This window comes from Amycolatopsis sp. 195334CR (assembly GCF_017309385.1).
Lineage (GTDB): Bacteria > Actinomycetota > Actinomycetes > Mycobacteriales > Pseudonocardiaceae > Amycolatopsis.
Genome location: NZ_JAFJMJ010000004.1, coordinates 137,341 through 153,480 on the forward strand (window position 1 = coordinate 137,341; position 16,140 = coordinate 153,480).

General features: G+C 70.7%; 15 protein-coding genes. 8 read left to right on the forward strand and 7 right to left on the reverse strand.

Annotated elements, in window-relative coordinates; translation table 11 throughout:
- The first annotated feature begins 69 nt into the window (after positions 1-69).
- Entirely contained in the window at positions 70-984 is a 915-nt protein-coding gene (locus JYK18_RS44420) for a LysR family transcriptional regulator (RefSeq protein WP_206810268.1), read from the forward strand.
- Here JYK18_RS44420 and JYK18_RS44425 read toward each other — a convergent pair.
- Complete coding sequence (locus JYK18_RS44425) at positions 963-2,324, reverse strand: GH1 family beta-glucosidase (RefSeq protein WP_206810269.1); 1,362 nt, start codon at positions 2,322-2,324, stop codon at positions 963-965. The two genes, JYK18_RS44420 and JYK18_RS44425, sit on opposite strands and share 22 nt — an antisense overlap.
- 171 nt (positions 2,325-2,495) lie before the next feature.
- On the opposite strand from JYK18_RS44425, the gene JYK18_RS44430 reads away from it, so the two are divergent.
- The 5 genes from JYK18_RS44430 to JYK18_RS44450 all read left to right on the forward strand — a co-directional run bounded on the left by JYK18_RS44430 (position 2,496) and on the right by JYK18_RS44450 (position 8,136).
- Complete coding sequence (locus tag JYK18_RS44430) at positions 2,496-3,509, forward strand: LacI family DNA-binding transcriptional regulator (protein ID WP_206810270.1); 1,014 nt, start codon at positions 2,496-2,498, stop codon at positions 3,507-3,509.
- A 108-nt stretch (positions 3,510-3,617) separates the two neighbouring features.
- Entirely contained in the window at positions 3,618-4,913 is a 1,296-nt protein-coding gene (locus JYK18_RS44435; protein ID WP_206810272.1) for a glycoside hydrolase family 5 protein, read from the forward strand.
- A 78-nt stretch (positions 4,914-4,991) separates the two neighbouring features.
- Entirely contained in the window at positions 4,992-7,205 is a 2,214-nt protein-coding gene (locus JYK18_RS44440) for a sialidase family protein (protein ID WP_206810273.1), read from the forward strand.
- A 143-nt stretch (positions 7,206-7,348) separates the two neighbouring features.
- The gene (locus JYK18_RS44445; protein WP_206810274.1) at positions 7,349-7,837 is read left to right on the forward strand and encodes an AAA family ATPase; all 489 of its coding nucleotides are present in this window, start codon (positions 7,349-7,351) and stop codon (positions 7,835-7,837) included.
- Positions 7,834-8,136 (forward strand): hypothetical protein, encoded by a 303-nt coding sequence (locus JYK18_RS44450; protein WP_206810275.1) that lies wholly within the window; start codon positions 7,834-7,836, stop codon positions 8,134-8,136. The genes JYK18_RS44445 and JYK18_RS44450 overlap by 4 nt, the downstream gene beginning before the upstream one ends.
- Before the next feature lie 10 nt (positions 8,137-8,146).
- Here JYK18_RS44450 and JYK18_RS44455 read toward each other — a convergent pair whose 3' ends face one another.
- From JYK18_RS44455 to JYK18_RS44470, 4 genes are all read right to left on the reverse strand, one after another.
- A complete protein-coding gene (locus JYK18_RS44455) occupies positions 8,147-10,897 on the reverse strand; it encodes an AbfB domain-containing protein (protein WP_206810276.1) in 2,751 nt (916 codons plus the stop codon).
- A gap of 29 nt (positions 10,898-10,926) precedes the next feature.
- Entirely contained in the window at positions 10,927-11,919 is a 993-nt protein-coding gene (locus JYK18_RS44460) for a LacI family DNA-binding transcriptional regulator (protein ID WP_206810277.1), read from the reverse strand.
- Positions 11,920-12,038: 119 nt separating this feature from the next.
- Positions 12,039-12,695, reverse strand: a complete 657-nt coding sequence (locus JYK18_RS44465; protein ID WP_206810278.1) for a hypothetical protein — start codon at positions 12,693-12,695, stop codon at positions 12,039-12,041.
- 12 nt (positions 12,696-12,707) lie between these two features.
- Complete coding sequence (locus JYK18_RS44470) at positions 12,708-13,223, reverse strand: hypothetical protein (RefSeq protein ID WP_206810279.1); 516 nt, start codon at positions 13,221-13,223, stop codon at positions 12,708-12,710.
- 252 nt (positions 13,224-13,475) lie between these two features.
- On the opposite strand from JYK18_RS44470, the gene JYK18_RS44475 reads away from it, so the two are divergent.
- Positions 13,476-13,811, forward strand: a complete 336-nt coding sequence (locus JYK18_RS44475; protein WP_206810281.1) for a hypothetical protein — start codon at positions 13,476-13,478, stop codon at positions 13,809-13,811.
- 2 nt (positions 13,812-13,813) lie between these two features.
- Here JYK18_RS44475 and JYK18_RS44480 read toward each other — a convergent pair whose 3' ends face one another.
- On the reverse strand, positions 13,814-14,257 hold the full coding sequence (locus JYK18_RS44480; RefSeq protein ID WP_206810283.1) for a MarR family winged helix-turn-helix transcriptional regulator: 444 nt from the start codon (positions 14,255-14,257) through the stop codon (positions 13,814-13,816).
- A gap of 111 nt (positions 14,258-14,368) precedes the next feature.
- On the opposite strand from JYK18_RS44480, the gene JYK18_RS44485 reads away from it, so the two are divergent.
- Positions 14,369-15,232, forward strand: coding sequence for a sigma-70 family RNA polymerase sigma factor (locus JYK18_RS44485; RefSeq protein WP_206810285.1), 864 nt, complete (start codon positions 14,369-14,371; stop codon positions 15,230-15,232).
- Here the strand turns inward: JYK18_RS44485 and JYK18_RS44490 are convergent.
- Positions 15,222-16,130, reverse strand: a complete 909-nt coding sequence (locus JYK18_RS44490) for an NAD(P)-dependent oxidoreductase (protein ID WP_206810287.1) — start codon at positions 16,128-16,130, stop codon at positions 15,222-15,224. The genes JYK18_RS44485 and JYK18_RS44490 overlap by 11 nt on opposite strands.
- Between the last annotated feature and the right edge of the window lie 10 nt (positions 16,131-16,140).

The following is a 16,140-nucleotide window of genomic DNA, read 5'->3' on the forward strand; positions in this document are numbered from 1 at the left end:
GGATTTTGACCCGGGTCCAAGACCGGTGGCCATAAGCTGTGCGCATAGATCACGGTGAGGGGCCAGCAGTTGGATGTCGACACCCGCGTCCTGCGGTACTTCGTTGCGGTGGCCGAGGAACTGAGCTTCACCCGGGCGGCCGAGCGGCTCTACGTCTCCCAGCCCGCGCTGAGCAGGCAGATCCGCCAGCTGGAGGCCGATCTGCGGATCTCGCTGTTCGAGCGGACCAGCCGCGAGGTGCGGCTGACGCTGGCCGGTGAGGCGCTGCTGCCCTCGGCGCGGCGGCTGGTCGCGGACTGGCAGACCGCCCAGCGCACCGCCCGCAGCGTGGCCGCCGCCGAACTGCGGGTGCTGCGCGTCGGCTTCGAGGCCACCGGCGCCGGGCCGCTCAGCGCCAAGGCCCGCCAGTTGTTCACCGAACGCCACCCCGACGTGACCATCGAGCCCAAGCGCTTCGACTGGGGCGGGGAGGCGACCGCGCTGCGCGACGGCCTGGTCGACATCGCGTTCCTCTGGCTGCCCGCCGACACCGCCGGGCTGCACGCCGAGATCGTCGCCGTGGAGCCGCGCATGGTCGGGTTCGCCACCGGGCACCGCCTGGCCGGGCAGGACACGGTGACCATCGGGGACCTGGCCGACGAACCGCTGATGTGGACCAGGAAGGCACCGCGGCACTGGGTCGACTGGTGGGCGGTCAACCCGCGCCCGGACGGCTCGGAACCGAAGTGGGGTCCGGAGAACGACAACGTCGAGGAGATGCTGGAGAACGTGGCCGGGGGAGCGGCGGTGTGCATCGGGCCGCGCTCGATGGCCACCTACTACGCCCGGCCCGATCTCGACTGGCGCCCGATCGTCGACGTCGAACCGCTGCGCATCGCCTTCGCCTGGCCCGCCACCAGCAACAACCCGCTGGTGGCCGATTTCGCCAAGGTGGTCCGCCAGTTGTCGGCCGCGCAGAGCGCTCAGTCGAAACCGTTCGCCTGAACCACGTCCCGGTACCATTTCGCGCTCAGTTTCGGAATGCGTTCCTGACTGGCGTAATCGACGTGGACCAGGCCGAAGCGCTTCGAATAGCCCTGGTCCCATTCGAAGTTGTCCAGCAGCGACCAGACGAAGTAGCCGCGCAGGTCGGCCCCGGCGGTGATGGCCGCGTGCGCGGCACGCAGGTGCTCGTCGAGGTAGTCGATCCGGTCGTGGTCGAGCACCTGGCCGCCGGTCACCTCGTCGTCGAAGGCGGCGCCGTTTTCGGTGATGTACAACGGGATGGCCGGGTAGTCGCGGGTGAGCCGGGTGAGGGTCCCGGTGAGCCCGGAGGCGTCGATGCTCCAGCCCATGGCCGTGCGGCGGCCGGTGTGGTGGAAACCGAGCCGGTCCATTCCGGGATATCTCGACGGCTGTTCGACGGGCGGCGCGTCCGGTGTTCCGTACACCTTTTGCGGCGCGTAGTAATTGATGCCGAGGAAATCCATCGGTGCGCTGATCGCCGCCAGATCACCGTCGGCGGTGAAACCGAAATTGCTGAGCGGGGAAAGGTCGCGCACCACGTCTTCCGGGTATTCCCCGCGCAGCACCGGATCGAGGAACAACCGGTTGGTCAGGCCGTCGACGCGGCGGGCGGCGTCGGCGTCGTCGGGGTGTTCGGTGGCCGCCGCGACCGGGGCGACGTTCAGCGTGATCCCGGCTTGGGCCGGGGCGATCGACCGGATGGCTTCGAGCGCGAGCCCGTGGCCGAGCAGCAGGTGGTGCGCGGCGCGCAGGGCAGCGGCCGGATCGGTGCGGCCGGGGGCGTGCTCCCCGCTCGCGTAGCCGAGCAGGGCCGAGCACCAGGGCTCGTTCACCGTGATGAACCGGGTGACGCGCTCGGCGAGGAAGTGGTGCACGGCCGCGGCGAAGTCGGCGAACCGCAGCGCGGTGTCGCGGGCGGGCCAGCCGCCCGCGTCCTCCAGCGGTTGCGGCAGATCCGCGTGGTAGAGCGTCACCCACGGCTCGATGCCGCGGTCGAGCAGGGCGTCGACCAGGCGCGAGTAGAAGTCGATCCCGCGCTGGTTGAGCGGGCCGCGCCCGGCGTGCTGCAGGCGCGACCAGGACACCGAGAACCGGTAGGCGCCGGTGCCGAGCGCTTCGAGCAGTTGCACGTCCTCGGGGTAGCGGTGGTAGTGGTCGCAGGCGAGATCGCCGTTGTCCCCGTCGCGGACGCGGCCGGGGCGCGCGGCGAAGGTGTCCCAGATGGACGTGCCGCGGGAGCCCGGCGGACCGGCGCCCTCGATCTGGTAGGCCGCGGTCGACGCGCCCCAGGTGAAGCCGGGCGGAAACCGAAGTGCCATGGCTGTCCTCTCCCGCGACTGAACAGCTGAACTGGTTCAGTGAGTGAAGATCCGGCGGTACCCCCGCTGGACAACCTAGGCAGACCATCGTGCTCTAGTCAACGAACAGCAATCACTTACCCGGTTAAGTGCACCTTGCTAGAGTGGCCCGAGCACAGCGGGGAGGTCTGCTTGAAACGTCCCACCATCGCCGACATCGCCAAGGCGGCCGGGGTGTCCAAGGGCGCGGTGTCGTACGCGCTGAACAACCGGCCCGGGGTCTCGGCCGCCACCCGCAGCCGGATCACCGGCATCGCCGCGGAACTGGGCTGGGCGCCGAGCACCGCCGCCCGCGCGCTGTCCGACGGCCGGGCGGGCGCGTTCGGCCTGGTGATCGACCGCCCGGCGGAAACGCTGGCCGCCGAGCCGTTCTTCATCCGGCTGATCGCCGGGATCCAGGACGAACTCGGCACCGGCCCGGCCTCGCTGGTGCTGCAGGTGTCCCCGAACCACGACACCGAACTGGAGATCTACCGCCGCTGGCACGCCGAACGCCGCGTCGACGGCGTCCTGCTGATCGACCTCCGCGACCACGACGCCCGGCTGGACGCGGTGGCCGCGATGGGCCTGCCCGCGGTGGTCATGGGCGGCCCGCTCGGGCGGCCCGGCCTGCCGTGCGCGTGGATCGACGACGAGGCCGCGATCGACGAGGTGCTGGACTACCTCGCCGCGCTCGGGCACCGCCGGATCGTCCGGGTGGCCGGGCCGCGGGAGTTCATGCACACGCGGGTGCGGTCCGAGGCGTTCGAACGGGCGGCCGGGCGGCTCGGGTTCGAGAGCGCGGAAGTGGTGCACACCGACTACTCCGACGAGGCGGGCGCGAGCGCCGCGCGGCGGGTGCTGGTCTCGCGTCGCCCGCCGACCGCGCTGGTCTTCGACAACGACGTGATGGCGGTGGCCGCGCTCGGCGTCGCCCACGAACTCGGCATCTCGGTGCCCGGGGACGTTTCCCTGGTCGCCTGGGACGATTCGGTGCTGTGCCGGCTGGTCCGGCCCGCGCTGAGCGCCGTCCGCCGCCCGATCGCGGAATTCGGCGCACTGGCCGCCTCCCTGTTGCGGCGCACCGTCGAAGGCGAGACCGTCGGCGACGAACGCACCCCGCTGCCGATGCTGGTCACCCGGAGCAGCAGCGGACCGGCCCGGTAATCCCGAAATCATCCCAACGGCCTAGGCCCCGGCCCTTTACACCGGAGTTCCCGCCTGGTTACTGTCCGAACAGGTCTGGGAGCGCTCCCAAAGGTGTGAGGAGTTCCGGTGCGAAAACTGTTCGCCGCTGTCCTGCTGGCGCTTGCCACCGTGCTGGTGCCCACCGCGCAGGCGTCCCCGGCCGCCGCCACGCCCGACTGGCTGCACACCCAGGGCAACCGGATCGTCGACGCCGAGGGCAACCAGGTGTGGCTCACCGGCGCCAACTGGTTCGGCTTCAACGCCGGTGAGCGCGTCTTCCACGGCCTGTGGGGCGTGAACGTCGAGCAGGTCACGAAGTCGATGGCCCAGCGCGGGATCAACCTGGTCCGCGTGCCGATCTCCACCCAGCTGCTGCTGGAGTGGAAGGCCGGGCAGGCGAGCGTGCCGGGCGCGGTGAACACCTGGGTGAACCCGGAACTGGCCGGGAAGACCACCCTGCAGGTGTTCGACCACTGGCTGGCGCTGTGCGAGAAGTACGGCATCAAGGTGATGCTCGACGTGCACAGCGCCGAAGCCGACAACTCCGGCCACGTGCACCCGGTGTGGTGGAAGGGCTCGATCACGCCCGAGCTGTTCTACCAGGGCTGGGAGTGGATCACCGCGCGGTACGAGAACAACGACACCGTCATCGCGATGGACGTCAAGAACGAACCGCACGGCACCGCGTCGGCCAGCCCGCGCGCGAAGTGGGACGGCTCGGCCGACCAGGACAACTTCAAGCACACCTGCGAAACCGCGGGCAAGCGCATCCTGGCGATCAATCCCGAGGTGCTGATCCTCTGCGAGGGCAACGAGATCTACCCCAAGGCCGGCAAGAACTGGAGTTCGGTCACCGGCACCGACTACCACTCCACCTGGTGGGGCGGGAACCTGCGCGGGGTGGCCGAGCACCCGGTGAACCTCGGCGCCGGGCAGGACCAGCTGGTCTACTCACCGCACGACTACGGCCCGCTGGTGTTCGACCAGCCGTGGTTCCAGAAGGAGTTCGACAAGACCACGCTGACCACCGACGTGTGGCGCCCGAACTGGCTGTACCTGCACGAGAACGGCACCGCGCCGCTGCTGGTCGGCGAGTGGGGCGGGCGACTGGGCCAGGACGCGCGGCAGGACAAGTGGATGACCGCGCTGCGCGACCTGATCACCGAGCACGGCCTGCACCAGACGTTCTGGTGCCTCAACCCGAACTCCGGCGACACCGGCGGCCTGCTGCTGGACGACTGGACCACCTGGGACGAGAAGAAGTACGCGCTGCTCAAACCCGCGCTGTGGCAGCACGGCGGCAAGTTCGTCGGCCTCGACCACGACGTGCCGCTCGGCGGCGCGGGCAGCACCACCGGCATCAGCCTGGGAGACCGCTGGTAGCCGGCACCGCGCGGCGACTGCCCCCGCCGCGCGTCCCGAAGCCCGCCCGCCCCGGCGGGAACCGATTGGAGCCCGGCCATGAGATGGCTGCTCACCGCGTTGCTGCTGACCCTGTCCACCCTCACCGCCCCGGCCGCGCCCGCGCCCGTGGCGCCCACCTGGCGCAACGTCGAGATCGCCGGTGGCGGTTTCGTGCCGGGCATCGTGTTCAGCCCGGCCGAGAAGGACCTCATCTACGCGCGCACCGACATCGGCGGCGCGTACCGGTGGAACCAGGCCACCGGCCGTTGGATCCCGCTGCTGGACTGGGCGGGCTGGGACCGGTGGGGCTACAACGGCGTGGTCAGCATCGCGCCGGATCCGAAGAACGCGAACCGCGTGTACGCCGCGGCCGGGATGTACACCAACAGCTGGGACCCGAACAACGGCGCTGTCCTGCGGTCGTCGGACCGCGGCGCCAGCTGGCAGGTCAGCCAGCTGCCGTTCAAGCTCGGCGGCAACATGCCGGGCCGTGGCATGGGGGAGCGGCTGGCCGTCGACCCGAACGACGGGCGCGTGCTCTACCTCGGCGCGCCCAGCGGCAACGGGCTGTGGCGCAGCACGGATTCCGGGGTGAGCTGGGCGAAGGTGGCCAGCTTCCCGAACCCGGGCAACTACGTGGAGAACCCGGCCGACCCGAACGGTTACGCCAACGACAACCAGGGCGTGGTCTGGGTGACCTACGATTCGCGCTCGGGCACCGCGGGCAGTCCGAGCAAGGCGATCTACGTCGGCGTGGCGGACAAGGAGAACACCGTCTACCGCAGCACCGACGCGGGCGCGACCTGGCAGCGCCTCGCCGGGCAGCCGACCGGGTACCTGGCCCACAAGGGCGTGCTGGACGAGTCCGGTGGATTCCTCTACATCGCCACGAACGACAAGGGCGGCCCGTACGACGGCGGCAAGGGTGACGTGTGGAAGTTCGACACCGCCACCGGTGCCTGGACGAGGATCAGCCCGATCCCCTCGGACAGCGCGGACAACCACTTCGGCTACAGCGGGCTGAGCGTGGACCGGCAGCGCCCGGGAACGCTGATGGTGGCCACGCAGATCTCGTGGTGGCCGGACATCATCATCTTTCGCAGCACCGACGGCGGCGCCACCTGGACGCGGATCTGGGACTGGGCCAGCTATCCCGAGCGGACGCTGCGGTACGACATGGACATCTCGGCCGCGCCGTGGCTGACCTTCGGCGCGAACCCGGCGCCACCGGAGAAGGCGCCCAAACTCGGCTGGATGACCGAGTCACTGGAGATCGACCCGTTCAACTCCGACCGGATGATGTACGGCACGGGCGCGACGATCTACGGCACCAAGAACCTCACCGCGTGGGACCGAGGCGAGAGGATCCGGCTCGAACCCACCGTCGGCGGCCTGGAGGAGACCGCGGTGCTCGACCTGGTCAGCCCGCCGTCGGGGCCGCCGCTGGTCAGCGCGCTCGGGGACATCGGCGGCTTCCGGCACAACGACCTGACCAAGGTGCCGTCGATGATGTTCACCGGTCCGGTGTTCACCTCGACCACCAGCCTGGACTACGCCGAACTCTCGCCGGGCACGATGGTTCGTTCGGGCCACACCGACCAGTCGCCCCGTGTCGCGTTCTCCACCGACGGCGGCGCGAACTGGTGGGGTGCCGGCGAACCGGGCGGGGTGACCGGCGGCGGCACGGTCGCGGCGGCGGCGAACGGCAGCCGGTTCGTCTGGAGCCCGCAGGGGACGGGGGTGCACTACTCGGTCGGGTTCGGCAACTCGTGGACACCGTCGGCGGGCATCCCGGCCGGGGCGGTGGTCGAATCGGACCGGGTGAACCCGATGAAGTTCTACGGCCTCGCCGCCGGATGGCTCTACGTGAGCACCGACGGCGGCGCGAACTTCACCGCGGCGGCCACAGTGGACGCGAGCAAGTTCCACGCCGTGCCGGGCCGCGAAGGCGACCTGTGGCTGGCCGGTGCGGGCGGGTTGTTCCGCTCCACGAACTCCGGTGCCACCGTGACCAAACTGTCCGGTGTGGACAACGCGGTGAACGTCGGCTTCGGCAAGGCCGCGCCCGGCAAGGCCTACCCGGCGCTGTACCTGGTGCGGCAGAACGGTTTCTACCGCTCGGACGACACCGGGGCGAGCTGGGTGCGGATCAACGACAACGCGCACCAGTACGGCAACGCGGGCGAGGCGGTCACCGGCGACCCGCGGATCTACGGCCGGGTCTACATCGGCACGAACGGCCGGGGCATCGTCTACGCCGACACCGCCTAGTCCACGGCCAGCATGCTGTGAATGTGGCTTTCATTGCGCCAGACGCTGTGAAAGCCACATTCACAGCGCCTTGATCTGCCGCCCGATCCCGATCCTGGTAAATCGGTGGCCCTGTCCGGGGCCGGCCTGGCAGGGTGGCCGCCGTGATCCTCTGGCTGTTCGGCCCGCCCGCGTCGGGCAAGACCACCCTGGCGCGGGAGATCGTGGGCACGCACCCCGAGCTCGCACACCTCGACACCGACCAGATCGGGCTCTGCTACCCGGCCCCGGACGACGACCAGGCCAACCACCGGGTCAAGTCCGCGAGCCTCGCGGCGTTGTGGCCGCTCTACCGGGACGCCGGCGCCCGGGGCCTGGTGGTCTCCGGCCTGCTCACCGCCGAAGCGGTGGACCTCTACCGCGACCGCCTCGGCGAGGTGAAGGTCGTCCTGTGCCGCCTGCGTGCCGAACCCGAGGTGCACCGAGCACGGTTCCTCGGCCGGGGCCGGTTCACCGACCTGGTCGAGCTGTGCCTGGAAGAAGCCGCCGCACTGGACCGCACGGAGTTCGCCGACTTCACCGTGGACACCACCCATCTGTCCACAGCGGACTCCGCCGCGCTGGTGCTCGACCGGACGGGGTTCGCCCGATGATCGAGCTGACCTGGCTGTACGACCCCGGCGAGCGTGGACAGTCCGCCGAGGCCTGGGCGATCTACAGCGCGCTCTTCACGCAGGGCACCAAAGCCGCCTACATCGACCTGAACGACATCAGCTGGAACGGCGACGAGCAGCTCACCCGACGCGGTTTCGCCGCACTGTGGCGGGTTTACGAAGAAGCGGGTGCCCGGCACCTGGTCGTCTTCGGGGGAGCGGCCGGTGACGCGGTCGCCCGCGAGTACGCCGACCTGGTGCCGGGCGCGCGGCTCACCGTCCGCCGCGGCGGACGGTGAGCCACCGGACTCACGCCCAGGGAACGGCGACCGCCCAGCTCACGTCCTGCGCGTAGGACGCCGGGTTGTCGTAGGTGTGCGCGCCGCCGCTGGAGGCGACCCACACCTCCTCCGCGTAGTGCCGGACGTTCGTGCCCAGTTCGTTGATCGAGGCCAGCCGCACCGTTCCGGCACCGCTGCCCGGCTGGGCGCAGAAGGTCGCGTCCCGGTCGAACAACTCGGTGCCGTCGTCGGTGCCCAGTCGCACGCGGAAGGCGGCGTGCCGCAGGAACTGTCCCGGCAGGTTCCGCGATTCCAGCGAGTAGCACGACGGGTCGGCGAGCCCGCGCCGGATCACGAAGGTGGCGTCCGACTTCAGCAACGCCGGACTGCTCGCGTTGACCACGTCGGTGCGCGCGAGGCTGTCCCGGTGCCGAAGGAACCGGTCGGTGAACCCGGGCGTGGTCACCTGGAACGATCGCGCCTGGTCCACCGGCAGGTCGGCACCGCTGCGCCACAACGGGATGGTCGCCGCCCAGGTGGTGTCCGCGGCGAAGCTGCCGCCACCGTCCCAGGGGTTCGGCCCGCTCGCGCGCGCCAGGTAGACCAGCTCGTTGTAGTGCCGGATGAACGCGCCCGGCTGGTTGTGCGATTCGAGTGCCGCCGCGCCCTGGCCCGCCTTGACGCAGAAGGTCGCGTCACCGGCGAACCCGGCCGAACCGTCGTTCACGTCGGTCCGGATGCGCGAGTTGGCGTGCCGCAGGAACCGGCCCGGGAAGTTGCGCGATTCGAACGACACGCACGACGAGTTCGCCAGTCCCGGCCGCGTCCAGAACGTGGCGTCGAGCTTCACCAGATCGCTCGACGGCACGTCGGTGCGGGCGAGGCTGTCCTGGTGACGCAGGTAGCGGTCGGTGAAGCCCGGTGTGGTCACCCGCAGCGAAACCGGTTCACCACGCGGGATCGCGGTCCCGGCGGCCAGCGCGAGCACCTGCTGGTTCACCTCGCGCACCCGCGACTCGGTCATCTTCAGCACCTGGCGGTCGTAGGTGTAGAAGCCGTTGATCTCGTTCTCCACGTCGTACGGTTCGGTGTAGACGGACGCGGACAGCCCGCGTGTCTGCACGAACCGGCCGACCTCGCGGGTGATCTCGGTGTAGCGGTTGGTCAGCGAGGTCTCGTCGGGGTACAGGTCCCCGTAGGCGAAACCGGCGCCGGGCTGGTACTCGTGCCCGACGATCCGCCTGCCCAGCCCGCCGTACTCACCGAGCACCGCGACCCGGCTCGCGGTGGGGAGCCTGGTGCCGGCGGACATCTGGTACGCGTGGTCGTCGATGATGTCGCCGTTGGGTGGTTCGGGATCGGAGACGCAGCAGTTCGAGCCCGAGTTGTGGTTGATCAGCCGGGTGTTGTCGTGCGAGCGCACCAGGTCGACGATGCGGGCGTTGTCGTACTCGCCCCAGCCCTCGTTGAACGGCACCCACTGCACGATCGAGGTGATGCCCTTGAGCTGGTCGACGATCCGCCGCAGTTCGGACTCGTAGTTCACGTGGCTGGCCGGGGCGGTGTCGTCGACCGCGTCGAGCGAGGGCATGTCCTGCCACACCAGCAGGCCGAGCCGGTCCGCGTGGTAGAACCAGCGCGCCGGTTCGACCTTGATGTGCTTGCGGACCATGTTGAAGCCGAGGGCCTTCTGGCGTTCCAGGTCGAAGCGCAGCGCGGCGTCGGTCGGCGCGGTGTACACGCCGTCGGGCCAGTAACCCTGGTCCAGGGTGCCGAGCTGGAAGACGAACTTGCCGTTGAGCAGCGGCCGCAGCACGCCGCCGACCACGGCCTTGCCGACCGAGCGCATGCCGAAGTAACCGGTGACCGCGTCACCGCCGCCGGGCAGGGTGACGCGCAGGTCGTAGAGGAACGGGTCGTCCGGTGACCACAGGCGCGCGTTCGGCACCGGGATCCGCAGGTGCGAGCCGACCGCGCCGGTGGCCGTGCCGACCACTTGGCCGCCGCTGAGCACCTCGGCGCGGGCCTGCTGCCCTGCCGTGCCCTGGACCACCAGGTCGAGTACCCCGGCGGGCACGTCCGGGGTGGTGTCGAGGCGGGTGATGTGCGCGGTGGTGACCGGTTCCAGCCACACCGTCTGCCAGATGCCCGAGGAGGCGGTGTAGAAGATGCCGCTGGGGCTGCGGCGCTGCTTGCCGATCGGGAAGCGGTTGCCGTCGACGGGGGAGTGCACGCCGACGACGATCTCGTTGCTCCCGGCGCGCAGGGCGTTCGTGATGTCGAAGGAGAACGCGTCGAAGCCGCCGGTGTGCGTGCCGACCTGGGTGCCGTTCACCCAGACCCGGGTCTCCCAGGTGACCGCGCCGAAGTTCAGCTTCACCCGTCGTCCGTCCCAAGTGGACGGTACGGTGAAGGTGCGGCGGTAGAACATGTTGTCCTCGTGGCGCTTGATGCCGGACAACGCGGATTCGACGGGGTAGGGCACGAGGACGCCTTCGGGCAGCGCCTGGCCGATCGGCGGGGTGTTGAGGTTGGGGGCGCCGGTGAACTCCCAGACGCCGTTGAGGTTGAGCCAGTCCGAGCGCACGAGGTGCGGCCGTGGGTACTCCGGCAGGGCGTTGGCGGGGGAGACCTGCGCGGTCCACGGGGTGTTCAGGGGAGCGGGTTTGGGTTGCCAGGTGGCGGCGGAGGCGGCCGGGGTGGCGACGAGGAGCCCGGCCAGGACGAGGAGCGCGAACACCAGGGCGTGAGGTCTGCCCTTGACACGTGGTTTCGACATGCGGTGACCTCCGGTTCTTCGGTGGGGACCTATCCGGTGGTGCTCTCCCTGATCTCCAGGGAAAACGGGATGCGCACGTCCTCCGGCGCAGCCGGTGCCGTCCCGCTGGTGCGGCGGTGGACCAGCTCGACGGCCGCGCGCGCGAGCGCGGTCTTGTCCGGGGCGATGGTGGTCAGCGAGGGGAGGCTGTACGCGCTCTGCTCGGTGTTGTCGAACCCGGCGACGGCGATGTCCCCGGGCACGCTGCGCCCGCGCTCGAAGGCGGCGCGGACGGCGCCGAGGGCGAGCATGTCGTTGAAGCAGAACACCGCGTCCGGCGGTTCGGGCAGGTCGAGGAGGTGCGTCATGGCCTCGGCACCGTCGCGCTGGTGGTACCGGGTGGCGGTGGCGATGAGTTCGGGTGCCTCGCGCAGGCCCGCCTCGGCGAGTGCCTCGCGGTACCCGGCCAGCCGCAGGGCGGCGGTGCCCCGGCGGGGGTGCTGGCCGATCACCGCGATCCTCCGGCGGCCCACCTCGACGAGGTGCCGGACGGCGGTGCGGGCGGCGAGCACGTTGTCGATCCCGGCGTGGTCCATCGGCAGGTCGACGGTGTGCTCGCCGAGCAGGACGAGTGGGACGGTGGGATCGGTGAGGTCGCCGGGTTCGAGCGCCTCGGGGCTGATGATCGCGCCGTCGGCCATGTGCGGGCCGAGGGAGGCGAGGGTGGCGCGCTCGTTTTCGCGGTTGCCCTGGGTTTCCTCGATGAGGACGTTCCAGCCGCGCCCGCGGGCGGCGGTGAGCACGGCGCCGGCGAGTTCGCCGAAGTAGGGGATGCTCAGCTCGGGCACGACCAGCGCGAGGAAGCCGGTCCGCCCGCGCCGGAGGTTCCGCGCGCCGAGGTTGGGGCGGTACCCGGTCGCGGCCAGCGCGTCCTCGACGCGGCGGCGGTTCTCGGGTTTGACGAAGTCGTACCCGTTGACCACGTTGGACACCGTCTTGACCGAAACCCCGGCGAGCACCGCGACGTCCCGCAGAGTGGCCATCGGTCGAGCGTAGCCGTTTTACAACGTTGTGCCAACGATGCAAAACGGTGGTTACTTCGCCCCGGGGAGGGCGCCCGGGCCGGGTGGACAGCGGCCAGGGCGCCCCGGTCACAGCAGCCTCAGCGAGCCGAGCGCAGCACGCCGACCAGGTCGTTCAGCGTGGCCGGTGCGCCCCACGCCGGGGCCAGGTGCTCCCGTTCGGTCGCGCTCCCCGCCATCGCCGCGTCCGCGCTGCCCTGCAGCCAAAGGCCGTCCGGATAGGCGAAGAACAGCGGCGCCGCGGCGGGCACCTTCTCCGGGCGCGTCACCGTGGCCTCCGCCGCCGGCTTCCAGGTGGTGATGTCCTCCAGGATCAGCACGGCGTCGGCCTTCGTGTTGGCCCCGGCGATCGCCGAGGTCGGGGTGGACGGGCTCTTCGCCACCTGCACGTAGACCTGCCCGTCGGTCACCGCGGTGGCCGGGCCGGACACCACCTCCGTCACGCTGACCTGCAACGTGACGTAATGCCCCTGCCCGCGCTGCGTGCGCGCGGCGTCGGGATACGCCGTGGTGATGCCGTCGTGCACCTCGGCCACCGTGCCCCGCACGATCAGGTCGCTCAGTTCCAGCGCCTGCTTCGGCGAGGCCAGCGGCTCGAAGTCCGCTTCGTAGTCCTGCCCGAGCTGCGTGAGCAGCGCCTCGGCCGAACCGCTTCCGGTGTCCCGCGCCGAGCCGCAGCCCGCGAGCACCCCGATGGCCACTCCGCCTGCCACGAGGGCGGCGATCATCTTCCGCATGCCGGGCTCCTCTCAGTAGTGGGCGTTGATGTGGCCGAGGTCGTGGGCGCTGTAGGTGCGCCACTGCAGCGCGGTGCTGGGCACCTCACCGGAGATCATCGCGCTGATCGTGTCGTGCCCGAGCCCGATGCTGTGCCCGAGTTCGTGCACCGAGGTCTTGCGCCGGTCGTACCAGTCGTTGCTGCCGATATCGAGTTGCGCGTAATCCAGCTTGACGTCGGAGGAATCGCAGACGCCGGGACTGGAATGCGAATAGCAGGACCGTTCCCCGCGGAGCGTGCCGGGCAGGTCGAGTTCGAACCACCACACGTCGATGGTCACGTCGGTGCAGGAACCCAGGTCGGAATCGGTGAGATCGGTGGTGTTGTCCAGGGTGTCCATCGCGTACGTGGCCACCGTGCGGTCGGTGGTGAACCCGGTGGTGGTGCAGAAGGTGTGCAAAGAACTGTCGGCCACCGCGCTGTCGTAGTTGTTGGGGAACGGATTGGCCGAGGCCGTTCCACCCAGCAGCACCAAAGCGGCCGCCACCGCTGCAGGTACCAGATATCGTCTTCGGTTTCTCGCCATTCTCCCGCCCCTTCGTCGGTTGTGGCGTTGGGCGTTCAAACTGTCTATTTCGATGTTCCCGGCGCAACGGAAAAACGCCCGGAAAACCCGTTTGCCGTATTCGTCCTGCCGGTGAGCGGCGGGGTGCTGCCGGGTAGCGGCAGGACCTCCCGGTGAGCAGACATTTGACAGCGTGCTGTTGTTAAGACAGCCTGCTGGCGCTACCGTGAGCGCATGATCCTGCGGATTTGGCACGGCTGGGCACCCACCGGCGCGCGAGCGGACGCCTACGAGGAACTGCTGAACACCGAGATCGCGCCGGGCATCCTTCGCCGGGGCATTCCCGGCCTGCTCGACCTTTCCGTCTTGCGGCGCAACGAATCCACAGTGTCCGAACCGGACGGTCTGACCGAGTTCGCCACCGTGATGACCTTCGCGGACTGGGCCGCCGTCCGTGCCTTCGCCGGTGAGGACCTCACCGGCTCGGTGGTACCACCCGCCGCCCGCGCCCTGCTGACCCGCTTCGACGAGCACTCACAGCACTACGAACTCCGGCACCGCCACACCTGAGCTCAGCCGGGGGTGCGCAGCACGTCGAGCAGGCGCCGCAGGGTCTCGGTGGCCTGCCGCAGTTCTTCCGCATCGGTGCCGGCTCGGGTGAGCAGGCGTTCTCTGGCCGCCTCCGAGCGGGCGAACAGGCGTTCCAGCGTGTCGCGCCCTTCGTCGGTCAGGGCGATCAGCGGGGACCGCGCGTGGTCCGGGTTCGGCACGGCCTCGGCCTGCCCGGCCGCCAGCAGGTCGCCCACCACCCGCTGCACGCTCTGCGGGGTCAGGCCCAGGCGCCGCGCGGCGTTCGGCACCGTGCGCGGGCCGTCCGAGAGCACGCTGAGCACGTGCCACCTCGCCGCGGTCTGCCCCGCCTCGCGCGCGATGTCTTCACTGGTGCGCCGGGAGATCCCGGCCAGTTCGTACACGTCGGCGATGAGCAGCCGGTACTGTTCCAGTGCATCGGTCACCGCGGCAGCATACTTCCGTGATGCCAGCCTGCTGCTGATCTCGCCGTTGTCACATCCGCACCCGCCCGCCGGTCAACCGGGTGACCGGCGGCAACGGAGGACGGGTGACTGATGGGCGACGAGGATTTCCTGGCGCAGCGGTTCGAGGAGCACCGCCCGCACCTGACCGCGGTGGCCTACCGGATGCTCGGCTCGCGCGCCGAGGCCGAGGACGCCGTGCAGGAGGCCTGGGTGCGGCTGGCCCGCTCCGATTCCGACGCGGTGGCGAACCTGGGCGGCTGGCTGACCACGGTGGTCGCCCGGGTCTGCCTGAACGCGCTGTCCTCGCGCCGCTCCCGGCGTGAGGACCCGCTGGGGGAGCAGGCCGCCGAACTGACCGAGACCCGCGAACGCGGCCCCGAGCAGGAGGCGGTCGAGTACGACTCGGTCGGCCTGGCGCTGCTCGTCGTGCTCGACACGCTCACCCCCGCCGAACGCCTCGCCTTCGTGCTGCACGACCTGTTCGCCGTGCCGTTCGACGAGATCGCGCCGATCGTGGACCGCACCCCGGCCGCCGCCCGGCAGCTGGCCAGCCGCGCGCGCCGCCGGGTCCAGGGCGCGCCCGCGCCGGAGGCCGAGCAAGGGCGCAAGCGGGAGATCATCGACGCCTTCCTCGCGGCGTCGCGGGGTGGTGACTTCGGTGCGCTGCTGACCGTGCTCGATCCGGACGTGGTGCTGCGGGCCGACCGGCGGGCCGTGCAGATGGGCGCGCAGCCGGAGACCTTCGGCGCGGACCAGGTGGCGAAGACCTTCCTCGGCGGGGCGAAGCTCGCCCGCGTCGCGGTGATCGACGGGACCGTCGGCGCGGTGGTGGCACCACGCCGCCGGACGCGGCTGGCGCTGTACTTCACCGTCGTCGGCGACCGGATCGCCGCCATCGAGGTGGTCGCCGACAACAGCCACCTCGACGCCCTCGACGTGCGGTTCATCGGCTGAGCGCGGTGGCCCACCACCCCTCGCGGGCGCTGGGGAACTCTGGGGCCCAGCCGGTGGCCCCGCGGAACTTCGCGTTGGACACGCGGATCGAGCGGGTCAGCGAGGTGAGCCGGTCGCCGAGCAGCAGCGCGGCCCGTCCCGGACCGCGGAACCACACGCGGACGCCCGCCGCTTCGGCGAGCGCGTCGGCGTACTCGCGTTTGGTCAGCGGTTCGTCGTCGACCACGTTGTACGTACCGGCGGGAGCGTGCAGTGCGGCGGCGACCGCGCGGCCGGCGTCGGCCATGTGGATCGAGGAAACGTAGCTCCCGGACGGCCCGAGCTGCGTCACGACGTGGTGACGTGCCTGCGCGAGCATCTGCTCGGCGTGCGCGGCTCCCGGGCCGTAGAACCAGCCGAACCGCAGCACCACGCCGGTGCGCCCGGCCTCGGTGAACCCGTTGGCACTGGTCTCGGCGGCGATGTTCGACCTGGCCAGCGGGTAGTGGTCGATCGGGTGGTCCTCCTCGATCCAGCGCGCGCCGTGGTCGCGGTAGAGCATGCTCACCGACTCCTGGACCACGCGCCCGACACCGGCGTCCAGCGCCGCCCCGGCCACCGCCGCCGACCCCTCGGTCCGAACCTTCGCGCAGTCGGCCCACGCGCGGCTGCTGAGGAACCGGCTCATCGGCGGGATCGCCGAGGCGAGGTTGGCCACCGCGTCGTGCCCGGTGAACGCCTCGGCCAGCGCCGCGCGGTCGAACAGCGAGACCGTGACCGCGGTCGCGCCCTGAGCGGTCAGCGCGGCGGCCTTCTCCGGCGTGCGGGCCAGCGCGGTGACCTCGTGCCCGGCTTCGATCAGCGCCGGGACCGCGTGCCCGCCGAGTGCCCCGGTCGCGCCCGTGACAAAGATCCGCATGCTCGCCGAG